Source organism: Microbacterium sp. A93 (assembly GCF_051842835.1).
This window is the reverse complement of sequence record NZ_JBPXMT010000002.1, coordinates 1-17837: the sequence shown is the minus strand read 5'-3', so window position 1 is coordinate 17837 and position 17837 is coordinate 1. Positions and strand designations below refer to the sequence as shown.

General features: G+C 68.6%; 16 protein-coding genes and 2 tRNA genes. 10 read left to right on the top strand and 8 right to left on the bottom strand.

Annotation, left to right across the window (positions count from 1 at the left end; translation table 11 throughout):
• Positions 1-63: 63 nt before the first annotated feature.
• The 4 genes from ACSU1G_RS04410 to ACSU1G_RS04395 all read right to left on the bottom strand — a co-directional run bounded on the left by ACSU1G_RS04410 (position 64) and on the right by ACSU1G_RS04395 (position 5636).
• Positions 64-2763, bottom strand: a complete 2700-nt coding sequence (locus ACSU1G_RS04410; RefSeq protein WP_439278710.1) for a 5'-nucleotidase C-terminal domain-containing protein — start codon at positions 2761-2763, stop codon at positions 64-66.
• 217 nt (positions 2764-2980) lie between these two features.
• Complete coding sequence (locus ACSU1G_RS04405) at positions 2981-4552, bottom strand: FAD-binding oxidoreductase (RefSeq protein WP_439278709.1); 1572 nt, start codon at positions 4550-4552, stop codon at positions 2981-2983.
• Between the two features lie 174 nt (positions 4553-4726).
• Positions 4727-4814: transfer RNA gene (locus tag ACSU1G_RS04400), tRNA-Ser, on the bottom strand.
• A gap of 75 nt (positions 4815-4889) precedes the next feature.
• A complete protein-coding gene (locus ACSU1G_RS04395; RefSeq protein ID WP_439278708.1) occupies positions 4890-5636 on the bottom strand; it encodes a DUF1345 domain-containing protein in 747 nt (248 codons plus the stop codon).
• A 76-nt stretch (positions 5637-5712) separates the two neighbouring features.
• On the opposite strand from ACSU1G_RS04395, the gene ACSU1G_RS04390 reads away from it, so the two are divergent.
• From ACSU1G_RS04390 to ACSU1G_RS04365, 6 genes are all read left to right on the top strand, one after another.
• Positions 5713-6729 carry an NAD(P)H-quinone oxidoreductase gene (locus ACSU1G_RS04390; RefSeq protein WP_439278707.1) on the top strand — a complete coding sequence of 339 codons (1017 nt, stop codon included), beginning with the start codon at positions 5713-5715 and terminating at the stop codon, positions 6727-6729.
• A complete protein-coding gene (locus tag ACSU1G_RS04385; RefSeq protein WP_439278706.1) occupies positions 6726-7193 on the top strand; it encodes a hypothetical protein in 468 nt (155 codons plus the stop codon). The genes ACSU1G_RS04390 and ACSU1G_RS04385 overlap by 4 nt, the downstream gene beginning before the upstream one ends.
• Before the next feature lie 281 nt (positions 7194-7474).
• Positions 7475-7909, top strand: a complete 435-nt coding sequence (locus tag ACSU1G_RS04380; RefSeq protein ID WP_439278705.1) for a hypothetical protein — start codon at positions 7475-7477, stop codon at positions 7907-7909.
• Positions 7893-8132: a hypothetical protein gene (locus ACSU1G_RS04375; RefSeq protein WP_439278704.1), complete on the top strand. Its 240-nt coding sequence runs from the start codon at positions 7893-7895 to the stop codon at positions 8130-8132. The genes ACSU1G_RS04380 and ACSU1G_RS04375 overlap by 17 nt, the downstream gene beginning before the upstream one ends.
• A gap of 731 nt (positions 8133-8863) precedes the next feature.
• A complete protein-coding gene (locus ACSU1G_RS04370) occupies positions 8864-9442 on the top strand; it encodes a hypothetical protein (RefSeq protein WP_439278703.1) in 579 nt (192 codons plus the stop codon).
• Between the two features lie 15 nt (positions 9443-9457).
• Entirely contained in the window at positions 9458-9784 is a 327-nt protein-coding gene (locus ACSU1G_RS04365) for a hypothetical protein (RefSeq protein WP_439278702.1), read from the top strand.
• Positions 9785-10453: 669 nt separating this feature from the next.
• Here the strand turns inward: ACSU1G_RS04365 and ACSU1G_RS04360 are convergent.
• A tRNA-Thr gene (locus tag ACSU1G_RS04360) sits at positions 10454-10530 on the bottom strand.
• A 229-nt stretch (positions 10531-10759) separates the two neighbouring features.
• Between ACSU1G_RS04360 and ACSU1G_RS04355 the strand changes: the two genes are divergently transcribed.
• Positions 10760-11479, top strand: a complete 720-nt coding sequence (locus tag ACSU1G_RS04355; RefSeq protein ID WP_439278701.1) for an HAD family hydrolase — start codon at positions 10760-10762, stop codon at positions 11477-11479.
• Positions 11480-11492: 13 nt separating this feature from the next.
• On the opposite strand, the gene ACSU1G_RS04350 is transcribed toward ACSU1G_RS04355, so the two are convergent.
• The 3 genes from ACSU1G_RS04350 to tmk form a co-directional block, all read right to left on the bottom strand.
• The gene (locus tag ACSU1G_RS04350) at positions 11493-13043 is read right to left on the bottom strand and encodes an alpha/beta hydrolase (RefSeq protein ID WP_439278700.1); all 1551 of its coding nucleotides are present in this window, start codon (positions 13041-13043) and stop codon (positions 11493-11495) included.
• A gap of 169 nt (positions 13044-13212) precedes the next feature.
• Positions 13213-14457, bottom strand: coding sequence for a DNA polymerase III subunit delta' (locus ACSU1G_RS04345; protein ID WP_439278699.1), 1245 nt, complete (start codon positions 14455-14457; stop codon positions 13213-13215).
• Positions 14454-15146 (bottom strand): dTMP kinase, encoded by a 693-nt coding sequence (gene tmk, locus ACSU1G_RS04340; RefSeq protein WP_439279392.1) that lies wholly within the window; start codon positions 15144-15146, stop codon positions 14454-14456. The genes ACSU1G_RS04345 and tmk overlap by 4 nt, the downstream gene beginning before the upstream one ends.
• A gap of 170 nt (positions 15147-15316) precedes the next feature.
• On the opposite strand from tmk, the gene ACSU1G_RS04335 reads away from it, so the two are divergent.
• From ACSU1G_RS04335 to ACSU1G_RS04325, 3 genes are all read left to right on the top strand, one after another.
• Positions 15317-16525 (top strand): trans-sulfuration enzyme family protein, encoded by a 1209-nt coding sequence (locus ACSU1G_RS04335; RefSeq protein ID WP_439278698.1) that lies wholly within the window; start codon positions 15317-15319, stop codon positions 16523-16525.
• 61 nt (positions 16526-16586) lie between these two features.
• The gene (locus tag ACSU1G_RS04330; protein ID WP_439278697.1) at positions 16587-16928 is read left to right on the top strand and encodes a DUF2516 family protein; all 342 of its coding nucleotides are present in this window, start codon (positions 16587-16589) and stop codon (positions 16926-16928) included.
• A gap of 73 nt (positions 16929-17001) precedes the next feature.
• Positions 17002-17754 (top strand): phosphoglyceromutase, encoded by a 753-nt coding sequence (locus ACSU1G_RS04325; protein ID WP_439278696.1) that lies wholly within the window; start codon positions 17002-17004, stop codon positions 17752-17754.
• Positions 17755-17837 lie beyond the last annotated feature (83 nt).

The following is a 17837-nucleotide window of genomic DNA, read 5'->3' as shown; positions in this document are numbered from 1 at the left end:
ACAATGACCCCGCCCCGTCACGTCGGTGGGGGGCGGGGTCACGGTGCGCTCAGATGGTGCTGATCAGTTCGCGGTGGTCAGGTCGTACTGGTACATGACCTTGGCGACCTCACCACGGTTGATGGGGTCGTAGGGCTTGTAGAGCCCGTCGGTGTACCCGTTGACCAGGCCTTCGGAGGCGGCCCAGGCGATGGCCTCGTAATAGGTGTTCTCCACCACGTCCTCGAAGGGGGAGTCCTCGGGGGCCGTGTAGTCCTCGGGGTCCACGGCCCGGTAGAGGAAGGTGACGAACTCCGCGCGGGTGACGTCCTGGGTGGGGCGGAAGGTGCCGTCCCCGTAGCCGGTGGTGACCTGGTTGGCCTCATCGGCGGCCCAGGTGATGGGGGTGAAGTGGGTGCTGGTCACCGGCACGTCCGGGAAGGCCGGCTCGGTGGAATCGGTGGTGTATCCGGGGGCCAGGTAGCGCTGCAGGAAGGCCACGGACTCACCGCGGGAGATGTCGGAGCCCTTGCGGTAGGTGCCGTCGGCGTAACCGTTGGTCACGCCCTCGGTCTGCATCCACCGCACCGGGGCGTAGTAGACCGAACCGGGCTGGTTGTCCGAGAAGTCCTCGGGGACGTCCGTGCCGATCGTGAGGGCCGAGCGGACCTCGGTGGTGGACTCGTACTGGTCGTCATAGGAGACGGTCATGACGAGTTCACCGGCGCCGGTGACCTCGGGGGCCTGCAGGGTGGACAGGTCGGCGGTCTCGCCGTCGGCCGCCACCTCCACGGTGCCGACCTCCACGGACTCACCCTCGGTGGGCTGGAACTCGACTGCCACCGAGGTGGCGTCGCCGGCTCCGTCGGAGTCGATCTCCAGGTTGCCGAGCGTCAGCGACAGGTCCTCGCCGGGCGCGGCGGTGCCGGTGGCGTTCTGGACCTCCACTGCCTTCTTGGCGAAGTCCGGGCGGATGTCGCCGGAGGCGGCGGTCTCGGCCTGCACGTATTCCTGGAAGGCCTGGTTGTCCATGATGCCCAGGTTCACTTGGTTCTCCTGGCCGATGGCGAATCCCTCGTAACCGTCCGGGGCCGAGTTCTCGGTGCCCACCCACGAGGTGTCGGCGAGGAAGGACAGGGTGCCGATGGTGTACATCTCCTCCGGGTCCACGGGTTCACCGGAGATCCAGATGCCGATGACCTTGTCATCCTGCTCGCGGGACTCGTCATAGGTCCAGGTCAGTTCCTCGGACCAACCGAGGTTGTTGATCTTCGCGCCGTCCTGCCAGTTCTCCTCGAGCACCTGCTTGATGGAGGATCCCGGGAGGTCAAAGTAGGCCAGCGTGTTGCCGAAGGGGGCGAGATCCATGATGTCGCCCAAGCTCACCTTGCCGACCAGGCCGGCCGGCTTGTCAGCAAAGACCGGGGAGGCGACCGTCTGGTCGTACAGCAGCTCGGAACGCAGGCCGCCCGAGTTGGTGACGCCGAGGTCAACCTCGGGGTTGGACAGGGAGATGCGGTCCTTGAGGGCATTGGCGGCCCAGTTGCCCAGGGTGGTCTCCTGGCGGCGGGTGCCGCCGGCGCGCCAGGCGCCGGTCTCCTCGATGCGGGTTTGGTAGTCGGTGGTGATGGAGGAGTCGATGTCCCCGATCACCGTGTTCTTTAGTTCCTCGAACTCGGCGACGGCGGCCTGTTCGAGCGTGTAGACCTCGGCGGTGACATCGGACTCGCCGGCGGCCTCGGCCGGATCCTGGGTGGAGCGCTCGATCAGCTCGCCGGTGTAGCCGAGGACCTCCTTGGTCTCCGGGTCGATCTCGAGCTCCACGGCGGCCAGCTTGTTGCCGGACTGGCCGGCCTGCATGACCGGGCGTTCCTTGCCGCCCTCCGTGGTGGTGTCGTAGTCGTACTCCTGGTGGGTGTGACCGTTGAAGATCACGTCCACGGACTCGTCGGTGCCGTTGACGATGGAGTCGAAGACCGACGAGGCCTCGGTGGCGTCGGCCAGCTCGGTGGCGCCGCCCACCACGGAGCCGTCGTGGTAGGAGGCCACGATGACGTCCGCGGTGCCGGCGGCCTCGATCTCCTGGGCCACGCCGTTGACGGCCTCCACGAGGTCGATGACCTCGTTGCCCTGCAGGCCGGAGCCCGTGGTGGTGGCGTAGAGGTTATTCGGGACCGCGCCGATCACGGCCACGTTGACTCCGTCGACCTCGAAGATCTGGTGATCGGTGAGGACCGGCTCCTTGGTCTCCGGGTCCACGAAGTTCGCGGCCAGGAAGTCGAAGTCGGCGAGGTCCATGACGCGGCCGGTGAGGTCGTCCAGGCCCTTGTCGAACTCGTGGTTGCCGGCGGCGGAGACGTCCAGGCCGAGGGCGTTCATGATCTCGAGGGTGGGCTTGTCCTGCTGGGCGTTGGAGACCGACTGGGAGGCGCCGATCAGGTCACCGGCGGAGGTGAGGAGCGTGGAGCCCTCGCCGTGGGTGCCCTCGAACGCGGTGCGGTAGTCCTCCACCGTGTCGGCGAACTGCGTGCCGGTGTACTTGTCCGACAGCGCGCCGTGGAAGTCGTTGAAGCTGAGCAGTGAGATCTTCTCGGTGCCTTCGGCAGCCGGTGCGGCGGCTGCCTTCACCGCGTCCTCGGAGGACACGGAAACGCCGGCCTCCGTGGAGACCGGCGCGGGCGATTCGGTGGTGGCGGCGGATGCAGGCAGTGCGACGGCGGGAGCGGCTACGAGCCCCGCGGTCAGAACACCGGCCAGCAAGGACTTCCTTGACTGCAACGGCATGAGTTTTCCCTCTGATATTCCCCTGGACGGTACGGACCCGCCGGTGATGGGGATGACCGGCGGGGTCGGCGTGCCCTCCCGAATGATGGGTGGCAGCGTGGTCATCGCATCACCGCCGGGTGAAATCCCGGTGACGGTGGGAGGAACGGTACAGGTCAGAATCTGTGAAGACTAGGTTTCACGTGCAGGGATCCCTCGGCCCGCCATGCGGCACCGTTCACCCGAACCGCGCGGAGAAGCTGTTCTGGAACCGTAGTTCTGGGTCGTATCGGCGCTTGGTCGCGGAGAACTCCTCGAGCCGCGGATATGCCTGCGCCACCTGTTCCCTCGTGTAGTGCTGCTGGTATGGCAGGTAGAACGTTCCGCCAAAATCCAGGGAGGACTCGACCAGAGCACGCGTCAGCGACGCCATGTCCGCGCTACCCTTGTCGCTGACCTCCTGGCTGAGGTAGAGCACCACTGAGAACCGCTCCCCCTGCGCGTAGTCCAGGATGATGTCCTCGCGGTGGACCGAACGGATCGAGGCGCTGAGCAACTGGGCGTCGTGACTACCGAGCTGGGTACGCAGCTCGTCGAGGAAGGGGACGATCTGGTCGGGTGGCAGGAAGTACTCGTGCAGGACGTCGGTGTACTGCGGGAGCCTGTTCTGCAGGAAGTCCAGGCTCTCGTACATCGTCTGGTTGCGCCCGACCATGCACGCCTCCGCCTCACGCAGGGCCTCGTTGCGAGATTGCATACATCCGCGCACTCGCGGCAGCAGCTCGCGCTGCGCCGTCCATTTCAGGCGCTGCCCGAGATCACCGGTTCGGGCCAGGTTGAAGATCAGCCGACTCGCCCGGTCCGAGGCCCGCTCCTTCAGCGGCGGGACCGGTTCGGCGGTGTCGACCCGCTCGTAGGTGTAGACGATCGCCTCCTGCAGCAGGCTGTCCGGGGAAGTCGACAGGTGCGTGTAGGTCAACCGCACCGCGTCGTCGGCCGCCACCTGCGAGGCGAAGACCTGCGGGAAGTCGCGATGCTGGATGACGGTGCTGCGCAGTCGGTACATCTCGCTGTCGACCAGGTCGAACTCCACGTCGAGCACCACACCGAAGAGTCCGTAGCCGCCCACGACGGCCTGGAACAGCTCGGGCTCCTGGTCCGGGCTGACCCGGTGCACGGTGCCGTCGGCGAGCATCACCCGCAGTGAGCGGATCGTGGACGACAGGCTCCCCACGCGGAAGTCCAGTCCGTGCGCGTTCACCGACACCGTGCCCCCGACGCTGAGCACGTCGACGCTGGGCATGGTGGAGACCGACAGCCCGACCGGGTGCACCGCCTCCAGCACTTGGTGCCACGTCGCGCCAGCCTGCACCGTGACCGTCCTCGCGTGCTCGTTCACAGTGATCGCGTCGAGTTCACGCATGTCCACGACCAACCCACCAGGGTATGACGCCTGCCCGCCCATCGCATGCTGCGTGCCCCCGACGGCGACGGCCAGGTCGTTCTCCTCGGCGAACGCGAGCGCGGTACGCACCTCGTCCTCGTCGACCGGGCGGACGATGCCGTAGACCGGGGTCCGGGTCAGACAGCTGGCGTCGGACACCGTGCCGCCGTGCTGGGCGAGACCGCCGGGGTAGGCCATAGCGTCTGCCTGCGCGGTCGCGCGCGGAGCGGCCTGGGCAGGCGGGGGTGGCGCCGGGCTGACGACGCAGTCCTTCGCGGCGACCGGATACCCGGACCACAACTCGAACTGCGGGCCGCCCACGACCAGGACGAGCATCAAGGCCAACACGACGAGGGAGAGGCGCACCCACCTCCTGCGCGGCGAACGGTGCTCCGGCGGTCGACGGCTGCCGCTGCGCTCGTGCCCCACCGGCGATCCCATGGCTCATTGAACCCCAGCCTCCCAGGAGAGGCCAGATCCGGGGGCCCTCGGAGAAGCAGAAGCGGCCCCACCTAGTGGGGCCGCTTCCCTTGATTCACGCGGATGGTAAGAGATTCGAACTCTTGGTACGGGGTTACCGCACACTGGTTTTCAAGACCAGCTCCTTAGGCCGCTCGGACAACCATCCAGAAGGGACCATTCTACGGTGCCCCGAGCAGACTACCGGGCACCCTGCATCACGAGATCATCGGGATCATCGGGATCAGGCCAGGAGCAGCGTCGCCAGGGTGGCCACCACCATGGAGTTGAAGCCGAAGCTCACGAGCACATGGTTGCGCAGCAGGGTCCGCACCCGGCGTCCGGACAGCCGCGCATCACCCACCCCGATCATCACGGAGACGAAGATCGCCAGGGAGAGGTAGTCACCCCAGACCGGCTCCGGCGTCTCCGCGAATTCGATCCCGCCGTCCTGAGCGCTGGCCCGGGCGTAGGCCAGCGTCTGGGACAGCACCAGCAGCACCCAGGAGGCGGCCACCGCCAGCACCGCCATGACCCGCAGGGCAAGCACGGCCCGGGCCTCGGGCACCAGCATCACGGCCACAACCATGATCAGGGCCAGTGCAGCCAACTGGGCGGTCCAGGACAGGGTGGAACCCATCCGCCACAAGTTCAGAGAGCGCCCAGAGTCGCCGCGGGAGACCGTCCTGAGGTCCTCGTGCAGGCGTTCGGAGCGGACACGTCGGTACCGGTGCAGGGTCAGCAGGGCGTAGGAGAGGCAGTAGAGCAGCCAGAAGGTCATCCAGAAAACCAAAGTCGTCACGGTGGTGTTCAGGGCCCCGCCGCCACTCTCCACCTGCTCCCACAGGAACAGGGCCGGAAAGGTGATGGCGATGGCCAGCGGGAAGGCGGGGACGAAGGCCATCCAGAGGCGGCCGTCGTCGCTGTCCAGGCAGCGCTGCCACCAGGAGCGCTGGACACCCGGTGGGCGTGCCGTTTTCCGGGATCTCATGGGCGGTAGCCTAGTAGCCACTTGCGAATCGCCGCCGGTCGGCCGTCAGAACCGGCCGCCAGAACAGGGGAAGATCATGTCCGAGGAGCGCCTCCATCCCAGCATGCACGTGGTGACCTACGCGGGATCCGGTGGACGCGAGGTCGTCACCATGGCGCAGCGGCCCATCCCCAGCCCCGGCCCGGGGGAGGTGCTGATCAAGGTGACCGCTGCCGGGATCAACCGCGCCGATGTGTTGCAGCGTGCCGGGAACTATCCGGTCCCCGCCGGCGCCTCGGACCTGCCCGGGCTGGAGGTCTCCGGCACCATCGAGGAGGCCGGGGCCGGCGTCGGGACCTGGGATTTCGGCACCCCGGTCTGTGCTCTGCTGACCGGGGGAGGCTATGCGGAGTACGTGGCGGTCCCCGCGGGCCAGGTGGTGCCGGTGCCCGACGGCGTCTCCCTCACCGATGCGGCCGGCCTCCCGGAGGTCGCGGCCACCTGTTGGTCCAACCTCGTGATGGAGGCGGGTGTGAAGGCGGGGGACTGGGTCCTCGTGCACGGCGGGACGGGTGGGATCGGCTCGTTCGCGCTGCAGCTGCTGAAGGCCCTGGGGGTACGGCCCCTCGCCACCGCGGGCAGCGCGGAAAAGGTGGCCCGGAGCCTTGAACTGGGGGCGGAGGCCGCCATCAACCACCGCGAGGAGGACTTCGTGGAGCGGGTGAAGGAGATCACCGGCGGCCACGGCGCGGACGTGATCCTGGACGTGATGGGCGCGAAGTACCTCGAGCGCAACGTCAAGGCCTTGGCTCGCGGTGGACGGCTGGTGGTGATCGGCCTGCAGGGCGGTACCTCCGGGACCCTGCCACTCAGTGCAGTGATGGGCAAGAACGCCGTGGTGACGGGCACCCTGTTGCGGCCCCGTCCGGTGCAGGAGAAGACCGAGATCATGCGCCAGGTGGCCGAGCACGTCTGGCCGCTGGTGAGCACCGGCGACATCCGCGCAACCACCGATTCCACGTTCCCGCTGGAACAGGCCGCACGGGCCCAGGACCGGTTCGAAGAGCCGAACCGGACGGGCAAGGTGCTGCTGATGGCCGGGGACGGGCAGTGATCGACGGCCCGTTCGCCAGACGGCGGCAGGCCAAGAAGGACGAGAAGGAGCTGGGTACCGAGCTCTGGCGGCGCAGCCATGACTGGTTCGTGCGCTCACTGGACCGGTACTGGCATGTGGTGCGGGAGGCGGAGTCCGCGGGTTCCGTGCCGCAAGAGGAACTCAACGGTCTGGTCAACGCCGGCAACGTGCTGACGGACCTCGTGCCCCGGGTGCGTCGCCTGTGCGTTGAGGCCCACCAGCGTCACCCGGAGACCGGACTGCAGATTCCGGGGGCCTACAGTGACGTGCACCGCATCCTGTCCCGGGCCGCGAACGACCTGGCCACCACCGCCCAAGCTGCCGCGATGTTCCGGCTGGGCCAGTCATCGCTGCACTCCGTCGGACGACGGGCCGAGAAGGTGGTGACTGCCGTGCAGGAGGCTGAGGAGGCTGCCGCGAGGAGACCCGAGACCGGCACATAGGTGCCGAAGACTGCAGCACTCCACGCCTCATCTGATTCACCACCTCGCGCTGATCCGGGATTGAATATCTGCCGTCCCTACATCGTCTCCGTCTGACGGCGGCTGAGGCAGCCGAACTCGGTCGCCTCGGGGAACGTGTCCCGGCAGGTCAGCTCGCCCCACGAAGCCGTACCGGCCATCCTCCATGTGCCGGAGGTCGCCGGCTACCTGGATTCGGGGCTGTTGGGGGGGTCCTCCGGGGCGGGGTCTGCATGGATCCATCAACGCCATACGATGTCTTCGTGGACATCAACGCGTTCGGTGACTGGATCTGGGCCAGCATGCTAGGTCTCGCTACCATCGCCCCATTGGGTACCTTTGTGGCCGTTTTGGTTGCTGGCATCGCCATCTGGCAGAAGTCTCGCGCCGACCGGCGGAGTGCATGGTGGGAAAGGCTCAGGTGGGCCACAGACACCGCTCTGAAGGACGACGAGCAGTCCAGAAGGGTCGGGACTGCTGCAGTATTGGCGGTGCAGAGGTTCAAGCTGGTGACCCCAGAAGACCAACCTCTTCTCGGGGCCATCGGGGACGAAGTGCTCACCGAAGAGCTTTCGGAGGTGGCCGAGGGGTTTGAAGTCATCGGCAGACTCGGCAACGACCATGCCGTGGACCGCAAGGGCCCGATAGGGGACAATGTTGACAACCTTGGAGGTGCAGACGATGCCAGAGAAAGTTGAGCCGCAGCGCGAGACAAGCCGGTCGCTCGGTGCCCACGAGCTCGTGAAGATGAAGCATGGCCGGGGCCTCCCGAAGGGCGTGAAGCTCCTGCCGGACGGGAGATACTCTGTGGATCTGAACTCTCGCGGCATCGTGGTCGCGACAAAGTCGCTCACTAAGGCGTTAACCCTCCGGGACGCGGACGACATCGTGACGACTGCCCGTAGCTACGAGGTGTCCTGATCGTCGTCCGAAACGGACGATGAGGTTAGGCCCACCGGGCGACACCTGCGTCTCAACGTATCCATACTCGGGTGGGGCCTATGCCGTCCCGGTGCAGCAGGCTCCATGTGTGTGGACCTGATGCTGAATAAGGATGGGCCTGCAGGGTTTCGCGGGTTGTAGGGGCAGTCAACGGGTCGTCGGACACAAAAATCCCCGCCTGACCGGCTGAACGCCTAGTCAAAAGGGAATTGTAGAGCCCCATGCCGGATTCGAACCGGAGACCTGCTCTTTACGAGCATGGGCCTGTCCGATGAACCCGGCAGGCCCGGAAACCGTCGCTGTCGAAAGCTGACATCGTCAGGGCCCGGCGCATGAAGGATGAAGACATCCTGACCATGCCAGAAATCGCAGGAGCGCTGAAGGTCAGCGAATCGACGGTCCGCCGGGCCCTGCGGTCGGACGCTGCGAAGTGGAAATCTGCGTCAGCTGCGTGCTCTGACATACAGGTCAGCATCCCGGCCCCGGATCGACCGATCAGCCCGGGGCCGTTTGGTGTCTAACACCTCGCGAGAACTTCGAATCGTGTCCACAAGTGCCGCCTGACATGCACGAAAGTCTCTTGTGCCCACCTCTGGACCGATGGGATCGTGAAAAAGTTCTTGGGAGCGAACTTGCACGCCGGGGGCACAACAACCTGAGGGGGGAAATGCGTGAGGAACCGTTCGAGGGCGACTATCGCCTCGATTTCGATGTCTGCCCTGTTGCTTGTAGGCGCCTATGCTGGCCCGGCAAATGCGGCACCGGACGATACTGCTGTATCTACAGTCCAGGCGGCGCCCAAGGCCGAGGCGGCACCGCTTGAGGCGCAGCCGGGCTCGCTGTTCTATGAAGTCGATCGTGCTTCGAGCACGGCAAAGAAGGTCGAACTTCTGCAGGAGGCTGGCTTCACCGAGACTTCCGACGTCCTAGACGGCTTGACCTATGAGAGGACCGAAGGCGGAATGACCCTCGGGTACGTGGTGGAGCCCCCGGTGCTCACTGGTGAGGGCAAAGAGGCAGGCACCACAGGTCGGGTCGGGTGGGACTCTGCGGGCCCATACGTGGCTGCAACCCTCAACGAGTGGAAGCAGTGGCTTTCGGAGGGAACCATTGTGGCGGGCGTCGGATGTGGGTTCATCACCCTTGCGTTCGGCGCCGCTGCCTGCGGTGTGGCCGCAGGTGTAATCGGCAGCAGGATCAACAACCTTGACACGGGAACCATCGGAAACACGTGCTTCGCCTATCGTGGGCAGTACAGTGCGGTTCTCCCATATCCGGGAGCATGCTGAATGGTGGAGGTGGACATGAAGAAGCAGGCAATCGTCCGCTGGGGGCCAGCTCTGGCTGTAGTGCTGATCGGAGTGATCGGGATCCTCAGTGGTGCAGACGCAGTTTTCCTGGGATTACTCACCGTTGTCCTCGCGACCTTGCTGGTCTCCTTGGCCTACGCCCGGCGGTGGACCATGTTCGCGTGGCTACCTCTGGTCGGCTTCGCCGTGCTGACCACTGGTCACGTCATCGGCGACGAGCAAGTGTCGTTCGCAGGGGCTCTCATGACACTTTTTTTGTCTTTGGGGCATGTTCTCTTGGAGCAGCGCCGAGAGAAGCACTCACGGCTAGTACACAGTTGAGCTGAATCTGACTGAAAGTCGGACACGCCACGGCCCCGGATCGTTCACTCGGTCCGGGGCCATGGTGTGTCGCGCCAGGTCTTGAACACCAAAACACGCCAAGCCTGAACCGACATTGAACATCCGCACCCACGTGGTCGATCCTGCTGCGGTCCCCGAACTCAGACCCGTGGGTGCTGGGCGCTCTCAGGCCAGATGTTGCGTAGTGCGGAACGGTATGCCTTGACCGTACCGGTGCTCCAACGCCTGGACTGTCCCGCCGGAAGACGATGACTTGGGTCCTCGGCCGCCATGATCCGCAGTTTCATCCACGCCCGCAGCCATGGCCCCAGCAAAGCCATGTCCCCGCCGCTTCGCTCGACGGCCTGATCGAGCTCTTCGTCCAGCGACTGAACGGCCAGTGCCCGTTCCATGCCGCGCTAACGCCTAACGCCTCAGGGTCGCCATGCTGACGCGCAGGCGCGCGGCGACTTCGGGCCTTCCCAAGTTTGGGCCGAGCTTGGAGGGTACGTACTTCCTCTTCGCGGTCATGCGGCCACATGTGTGCGGACTTGACTCCCGATTTGGCCGCGGGCGGGTGTGCCAGATCCCTAGCTGGGGACGGGTGTGGGGGCAAGCGGGCATGAAAAAAACCTCCCTGTCGGCAAAACGCCTAGTCAGGGAGGTTCCTGGAGCCTCCTGCCGGATTCGAACCGGCGACCTGCTCTTTACGAGGGAGCTGCTCTGGCCAGCTGAGCTAAGGAGGCAATCGCGGCTTCCCCTGGAATACCAGTGGGTGCCACGGATGTCCATGTTAGCGGGCCGGTGCCCCGAGCGGCAAAACACCGCCTGAGCGGCCCCCGGCGTCTCAACGTTCACAACCCACAGATGCAGTTCACTTCGCGGCCAACCACCGGCAAGGTCCACGCGGTGCAGTGGTCTGAACATGACACGAGGTTGGGCAGCCGCCCAGCCGCCACTACCGGGAGGACCGCCATGTTGCCTGCCACCGCCCACTCCGGACGGGACCTGCGTTCGCGGCACCCCCTGGCGCTGGCCGTGCTGGACATGTCCGGCACCACGGTGGATGAGGGAGGACTGCAGGACGAGGCCTTCAGCACCGCGATCCTGCAGGAGGGGATCGAGCCCGGCGGCTCCCGCTATGACGCCATGGTCGGCTACTTCCGCGAGGCCCGGGGCACGGCCCGGCACGAGATCTTCCGCTCGATCTTCGCCGAGGACCTGGTCACCGCCCGCCGCGCCAACAGCTGCTTCGAGACCACGTATGACACCCTGCTGGCCGATCGCGGTGTCCGGCCGGTGGAGGGGGCCGCCGAGGCCGTGGAGGCTCTGCGGGAGGCCGGGATGAAGATCGTGCTGACCACCGGCTTCGCTCGCCACACGCAGAACATGATCCTGGAGTCCCTGGGCTGGATGGGTGTCTCGGACCTGAGCCTGTGCCCCTCGGACGCGGGCCGCGGCGTGCCCTACCCGGACATGATCCTCACCGCACTGCTCGCCCTGGACCTGGAGGACGTCCGCTCGGTCCTGGCCGTTGGGGACACTTCAGGGGACATCCGTGCCGGCCAGCGCGCCGGCGCCGGACTCACCGTCGGGGTACTCACCGGCTACCACGATCAGGAGACGTTGCGCGGGGCCGGCGCGTCCGCCGTCGTGCCCTCCATCCGGGACGTCCCCGCCCTGGTGACGGGCTGATCGGCTCAACGCCTCAGCTGCACTCCAAGCCGTCCTCCGGGACGGTCCCGTCCACCAGGTAGCCGTCCACGGCCTGGCCGATGCAGTCCCCGGCGCGGCCGTAGGCGGTGTGCCCCTGGCCGTCCCAGGAGACCAGCACGCCGGACTCGAGCTGACCGGCCAGGGCCGGCGCCCACGCGTACGGGGTGGCCGGGTCCCCCTGGGTGCCGATCACCACGATGGGCGCGGCGCCCGGGGCGCTGACGGGCGCCGGCTCGTCCACCGGCTCCTCGGGCCACTCGGCGCAATTGGCCCCGGCGTAGGCCAGGAACCGTCCGATCGTGGGGGAGGCCTCGTCCAGCTGCTGCGCCTGGGCCCGCAAGGTCTCGGTGTCCGAGGGCGCTGAGGAATCCAGGCAGTTGATGGCCGTGAAGGCGTCGTTGATGTTGGAGGAGTAGATGCCGTCCTCATCCCGGCCCGCGTTCAGGTCCGCGAGGTAGAGCATCACGTCCGGGTTGCCGTCCATGGCACCGGCGACGGCCTGGGTCAGCAGCGGCCAGTTCTCGTCCGCGTACAGCGGGGTGATCAGCCCGGCCACGAAGGTGGCGGCCGGCACCTGACGGCCGTCGGTCGAGGTCAGCGGGGAGTCCTCCACCTGCGTCAGCAGGTCGCGGACCTGCTGCACGCCCTCCTCCGGTGTGCCGGTCAAGGGGCAGTCCTGGCCGGCCAGGCAGAACTCGGCCCAGGAGGTGATCGCCCGCTCGAAGGCCTCCGCCTGGCCCCGCGCCACCTCGAACTCGTCCAGGGAGGGGTCCATGGCCCCGTCCAGCACCATGCGCCCCACGTTCTGCGGGAACTGCTCGGCATAGGAGGCACCCAGCGCCGTGCCGTAGGAGAAGCCCAGGTAGTTCAGCGCCCCGTCCCCGAGCACGCCGCGCATCAGGTCCATGTCCCGGGCGGCGGAATCGGTGTCCACGTGGCCGAGGACCTCCCCGGTGTTCTCGTCACAGGCCTGCGCGTACTCGCGGGCCGAGGCACGGACCTCCTCCAGCCCGGCGTCGGTGGACGGGTCGATGTGCTCCTCGCGGGCCGCGTCCATCTCGTCATCGCTCAGGCAGGTGACCGGCGCGGAACGGGACACCCCGCGGGGATCGAAGCCGACCACCGAGTAGTGCTCCTGTACCGCCTCCGAGACCACGAAGTCCAACGAGTCCACCACCATGTCCACGCCCGAGGCGCCGGGGCCTCCGGGGTTCAGCAGCAGGTGTTCGGCGCCGTCCGGGGCATCCCCGGCGCGGACCAGGGCCAGCTCGATGCGCTCGCCGTCCGGTTCCGCGTAGTCCACGGGGGCCTCGACGGTGGCGCAGTCGAAATCCCCGGAGTCCTGTTCGCAGGACTGCCACTGAAGCTCCTGCGCGTAGTAGTCCTCCAGCCCCGCCGGGACCTCAGCCGCGCTGTCCGCGCCAGAAGCAGAGGCACCAGCGCCCGACGCCGGCCCAGGGCCTTCCGCGGCCGGGTCGCCTCCGGGCGTGCAGCCGGTGAGCAGCAGCGCCGTGGCGAAGACCACGGCGGCCAGGGAGCGCACGCCGGACCAGCGAACCCGCCCCCGCGCTTTCAGTCGACTTGGGGTGGGTATCAGCGGCGTCAACCCACGCGAAGTCGACTGAAAGTGGGAGGGGTCGGGCGGGAGCCGGTGGTCTGGCACGCGTGGGTCCTTTCGGAGGGCAGGCTGGGGAGGGGCGGGAGGATGGCGGTCAGGCCCACTCGCCCGGGCGGCGGTCCAGGATGCGGTCCGGCAGGAAGCTCATGGTCATGGCCTCCAGGGCCAGCAGGGCCGGGACGTTGCCGGCCAGCCGGCGCCGGGCCGTGGCCACCGCGTCGATCCGGGCCACGGTGCGCTCGGGTGGTGCGGCGCGGGCGTAGGAGGCCAGGTCATCCCGCAGGTGCTCGTTGACGAGGTCGGCCCCGGTGCCCAGCTGCAAGGCCAACACGTCCCGGAACAGGCCGGTCAGATCGATCATGGCCCGGTCCAGGGTGTCATGTACGCTGCGCTTGTTCCGGGCGGTCTGGCCGTCCTCGAGCCGCTTGACGTGGTGGCGCAGCTTCGCCGGGACCTTCTCGTCCTCGGCCAGGCCCAGGGCGCGCAGCAGGGCCGCCCTCTCCTCGGCGTTGCGGACCTCCGCGGAGGCCTTCGCCTCCGTCTGGGTGACCTCCACGAGCTCCTTGGCCAGGGCCACCGCGTCCGAGGTGGCGTGGATCCGCAGGGGCAGGTGGACCACCGACTCGCGGCGCTGCCGGGCCCCCTCGTCCTGGGCCAGCCGCCGGGCCATGCCCACGTGGGACTGCGAGGCCCGCGCCGCGAACAGCGCCAGCTCCGGGTCCAGTCCGTCCCGGCCCACCAGCAGGTCCGCCACGGACTGCACGGAGGGGATGCGCAACCCCACGGGGCGGCAGCGGGACCGGATGGTCACCAGGACGTCTGCGGGGGAGGGGGCGCACAGCATCCACACGGTCCGGGCCGGCGGCTCCTCGATCGCCTTGAGCAGCACGTTGGTGGCGCGCTCCGTCATCCGGTCCGCGTCCTCGATGATGAAGATCCGCCAGCGGCCGGAGGAGGGCCGGTCCTGGGCGAGCGAGATCAGCTCGCGGATCTCATCAATCTTGTAGCTGACGTTCTCGGTGGCCATGACCTTCACGTCCGCGTGCGTGCCCGCCTTCACGGTCAGGCAGGCGTGGCACTGTCCGCAACCGCGGGCCGCGGGATCCTCCCGCTCGCACTGCAGCGCCTGGGCGAAGGCCCGCGCCGCGTTCGATCGGCCGGACCCCGGAGGACCGGTGAACAGCCACGCATGGGTGGGGTTGTCCGCCGCGGCGGCACGGGACAATTGCGCGACGGCGGCCTCCTGGCCCGCGAGGTCCGCCCACGCGGGTGCCGCGCTGGGTAGGCCGGACAGGGCGTCGGGCGCGGTGCTGGGGGCGCTGTCCGGTGCGGTGCTCATCGGCGCGCCTCCCCGCCCGCGTCGTCCGGTCCACCGAACCGTCCACCGAGCTGTCCGCCGAGCTGTCCACCGAACAGGTGAGCGACCCGGCCCCAGACCGCGGAGGCCAGCTCGGGAACGGCCTGGCCGGCGTCGAGCACGAGGTAGCGCTCCGGGTGGGCTGCGGCCCGCTCGGTGAAGGCGGCCCGGATGCTCCGGTGGAAGGCCTCCGGCTCGGACTCCATCCGGTCCGGCCCGGTGCCGCCGGGGCTCTGGGCGCGAGCGGCACGGCGCGCGGCGGCCGTGGTGGTGTCCACGTCCAGCAGCACGGTCAGGTCCGGGTGCAGTCCGTCGGTGGCCCACTCGTTGAGCCCGGCCACCGTGTCCGGGCCCAGGGCGCGGCCGGCCCCCTGGTAGGCCACGGAGGAGTCCACGTAGCGGTCCGTGACCACGGTGCGGCCGGACCGCAGGGCGGGGTCGATCAGCTGGCGGACGTGGGCCGAGCGGGAGGCGGCGAAGATCAGGGCCTCCGTCACCGCGTCGATCGGGGCATGGGCCGGGTCCAGGACGAGGGAGCGCAGCCGCTCGCCCACCTCCGTGCCGCCGGGCTCCCGGGTCAGCAGGACATCCTGTCCTTCCGCGCGGAGCCGGTCGGCGAGCAGCCGGGCCTGGGTCGACTTGCCGGATCCGTCCCCGCCCTCGAAGGCGATGAAGACGCCGCGCGCTGCGGTGCCCTCGTCGGCAGCTCCGTCACCGGAGGGACGGGCGCGTTCGGCGGGGGCGGCAGAGGGCTCGGTCACCGGTCCAGCCTAACGGCCGCCGCCGTCACGTGGCGCCCTGTCCACAGGCCGCCCCGGGTGCCGGACGTACGATGAAAGGCATGCATCCGGAAACCCTCGTGGTCAGCGCCGCCCGCCCCGCCCGCCAGGTTGATGCCCCGGTCAACGAACCGGTGCACTTCACCTCCACCTTCGTCGGCTGGGAGCCGGACTCGGCCGGGAAACGCCGCCTCTACGGCCGCATGTCCAACCCCACCTGGGACGGACCGGAGCAGTTGTTGGCGGCCCTGGAAGGTGTGCAGGACCCGGTGGCGCAGCCGGCCCTGCTGTTCTCCTCCGGGATGGCCGCCATCACCGCGGCCCTGCACCTGGCACCCAACGGCGGCCGCGTGGTGGTCCCCCAGCACGCCTACCAGGGTGGGATCTCGCTGCTGGACTCCCTGCAGCAGGCCGGCCGGCTGGCCGTGGACCGGGTGGACATCACGGACACCGCAGCGGTGACGGCTGCCGTGTCCGGCACCGGCGCCGGCAGCGTGTCCGGCGCCGGCTCCTCAGCCGAACCGGCCAGCATCCTCTGGCTCGAATCGCCCACCAACCCCATGCTGGAGGTGGCGGACCTGGCCGCGCTCACGGAGGCGGCCCACTCCGTGGGGGCCCTCGTGGTGGTGGACAACACCTTCGCCACGCCCCTGGTGCAGCGCCCGCTCGAGGTGGGCGCCGACGTCGTGGTCCACTCGGTGACCAAGTACCTGGCCGGGCACTCGGACGTGGTGATGGGCGCGGCCGTGACCGCGGACGCCGGACTGCACCGCCGGCTGCACACGCACCGAACGCTGCACGGTGCCATCGCCGGCCCCATGGAGGCGTTCCTGGCCCTGCGCGGCATGCGCACCCTGGCCCTGCGCCTGGAACGGGCCCAGGCCAACGCGGCCGAACTGGCCCGCCGGCTGGAGGCCGCCCGCCTCGAGGGGGCCCTGCCGCTGGCCGCCGTGACCTACCCGGGGCTGCCGGGCCACCCGCAGCACGAGCTGGCGGCCACCCAGATGCACGGCGGCTTCGGCGCCGTGTTGACCATCGAGGTGGCCGGTGAGGACGAGACCGCCTCCGCCGCGGCCGCCGACGCAGTGGTCCAACAGGTGCGGCACTGGCTGCCCGGGACGTCGCTGGGCGGGGTGGAGTCGTTGATCGAGCGACGCCGCCGCTTCGAGGGTGAACCGGCCACCGTCCCGGCGGGGCTGCTGCGGCTCAGCGTGGGGATCGAACACGTGGACGACCTCTGGGATGATCTGGCCTCCGGCCTGAGGGGCTGAGCGGGAGACGGGCTGCGCGCCGCACCCCACGTGCGGTAGCCCACGGCGGTAGGCTGGCCCCATGCAGATCTGGCTTCTGGTCACCACCGTTGAGAACTGGCTCTACATCGCCCTGTCCCTGGTGGCCGTCGTGCTCGCCGTCTGGGCCTTCGGCGACTGCCTGACCCGCGGCAAGGCGCAGTTCGAGCGGGCGGGGCAGAAGTCCAAGACGTTCTGGTTGCTCCTCACCGGGGTCGCCGCGTTCGTGGGCCTGGTGTCCATGGCCGGGTCCATCGGTCAGCTGGGGGCCGGGTTCGGCCTGTTCCAGATCGCCGCCCTGTGCGTGTCCGCCGTGTACCTGGCCGGACCGCGCGGCGAGCTGAAGCTGTTCGGCGCCGGCGGCTCGCGCCCCTACGGCTACTGAGAGGCGTGCGGCGGGACCTGACCGGTTTCGTCTCACACCGGTGCAGACCGGGCCGTCCCGTTAGGATGTGGCCATGGCTGACACCCCCTACAAGCTCGTCCTGCTGCGGCACGGCCAGAGCGACTGGAATGAGAAGAACCTGTTCACCGGTTGGGTGGACGTCCCGCTGACGGCCAAAGGCCGCGAGGAGGCCGCCCGGAGCGGTGAGCTGCTCGCCGCCGAAGGGCTGGAGCCGGACGTGCTGTACACCTCCGTGCTCAAGCGGGCCATCACCACCGCCAACCTGGCCCTCGAGGCCGCGGACCGGCAGTGGATCCCCGTCAAGCGGGACTGGCGCCTGAACGAGCGCCACTACGGCGCCCTGCAGGGCAAGGACAAGGCCCAGATCCGGGACGAGTTCGGCGAGGAGCAGTTCATGACCTGGCGCCGCTCCTATGACACCCCGCCGCCCGCCCTGGACGACTCCTCCGAGTTCTCACAGTCCGGCGAGCAGCGCTATGCCGGGCTGGGGGAGGAGCTGCCGCGCACCGAGTGCCTCAAGGATGTGGTGGCGCGGCTGATGCCCTACTGGGAGGCCGAGATCGTGCCGGACCTGAAGGCCGGCAAGACCGTGCTGGTGGCCGCCCACGGCAACTCGCTGCGTGCCCTGGTCAAGCACCTGGACGGCATCTCGGATGAGGACATCGCCGGGCTGAACATCCCCACCGGCATCCCGCTGTACTACGAGCTGGATGAGAACCTCAAGCCCGTGGCCGCCGGCCGCTACCTGGACCCGGAGGCCGCCGCCGCCGGTGCCGCCGCCGTGGCCAACCAGGGCGCCAAGTAGCCCACCCACCCCCGCTTTGAGGGCAGAGATGACTGGTCATCTCTGCCCTCAAAGCGCTCCCGAACCAGGGAACGACGTCGGGG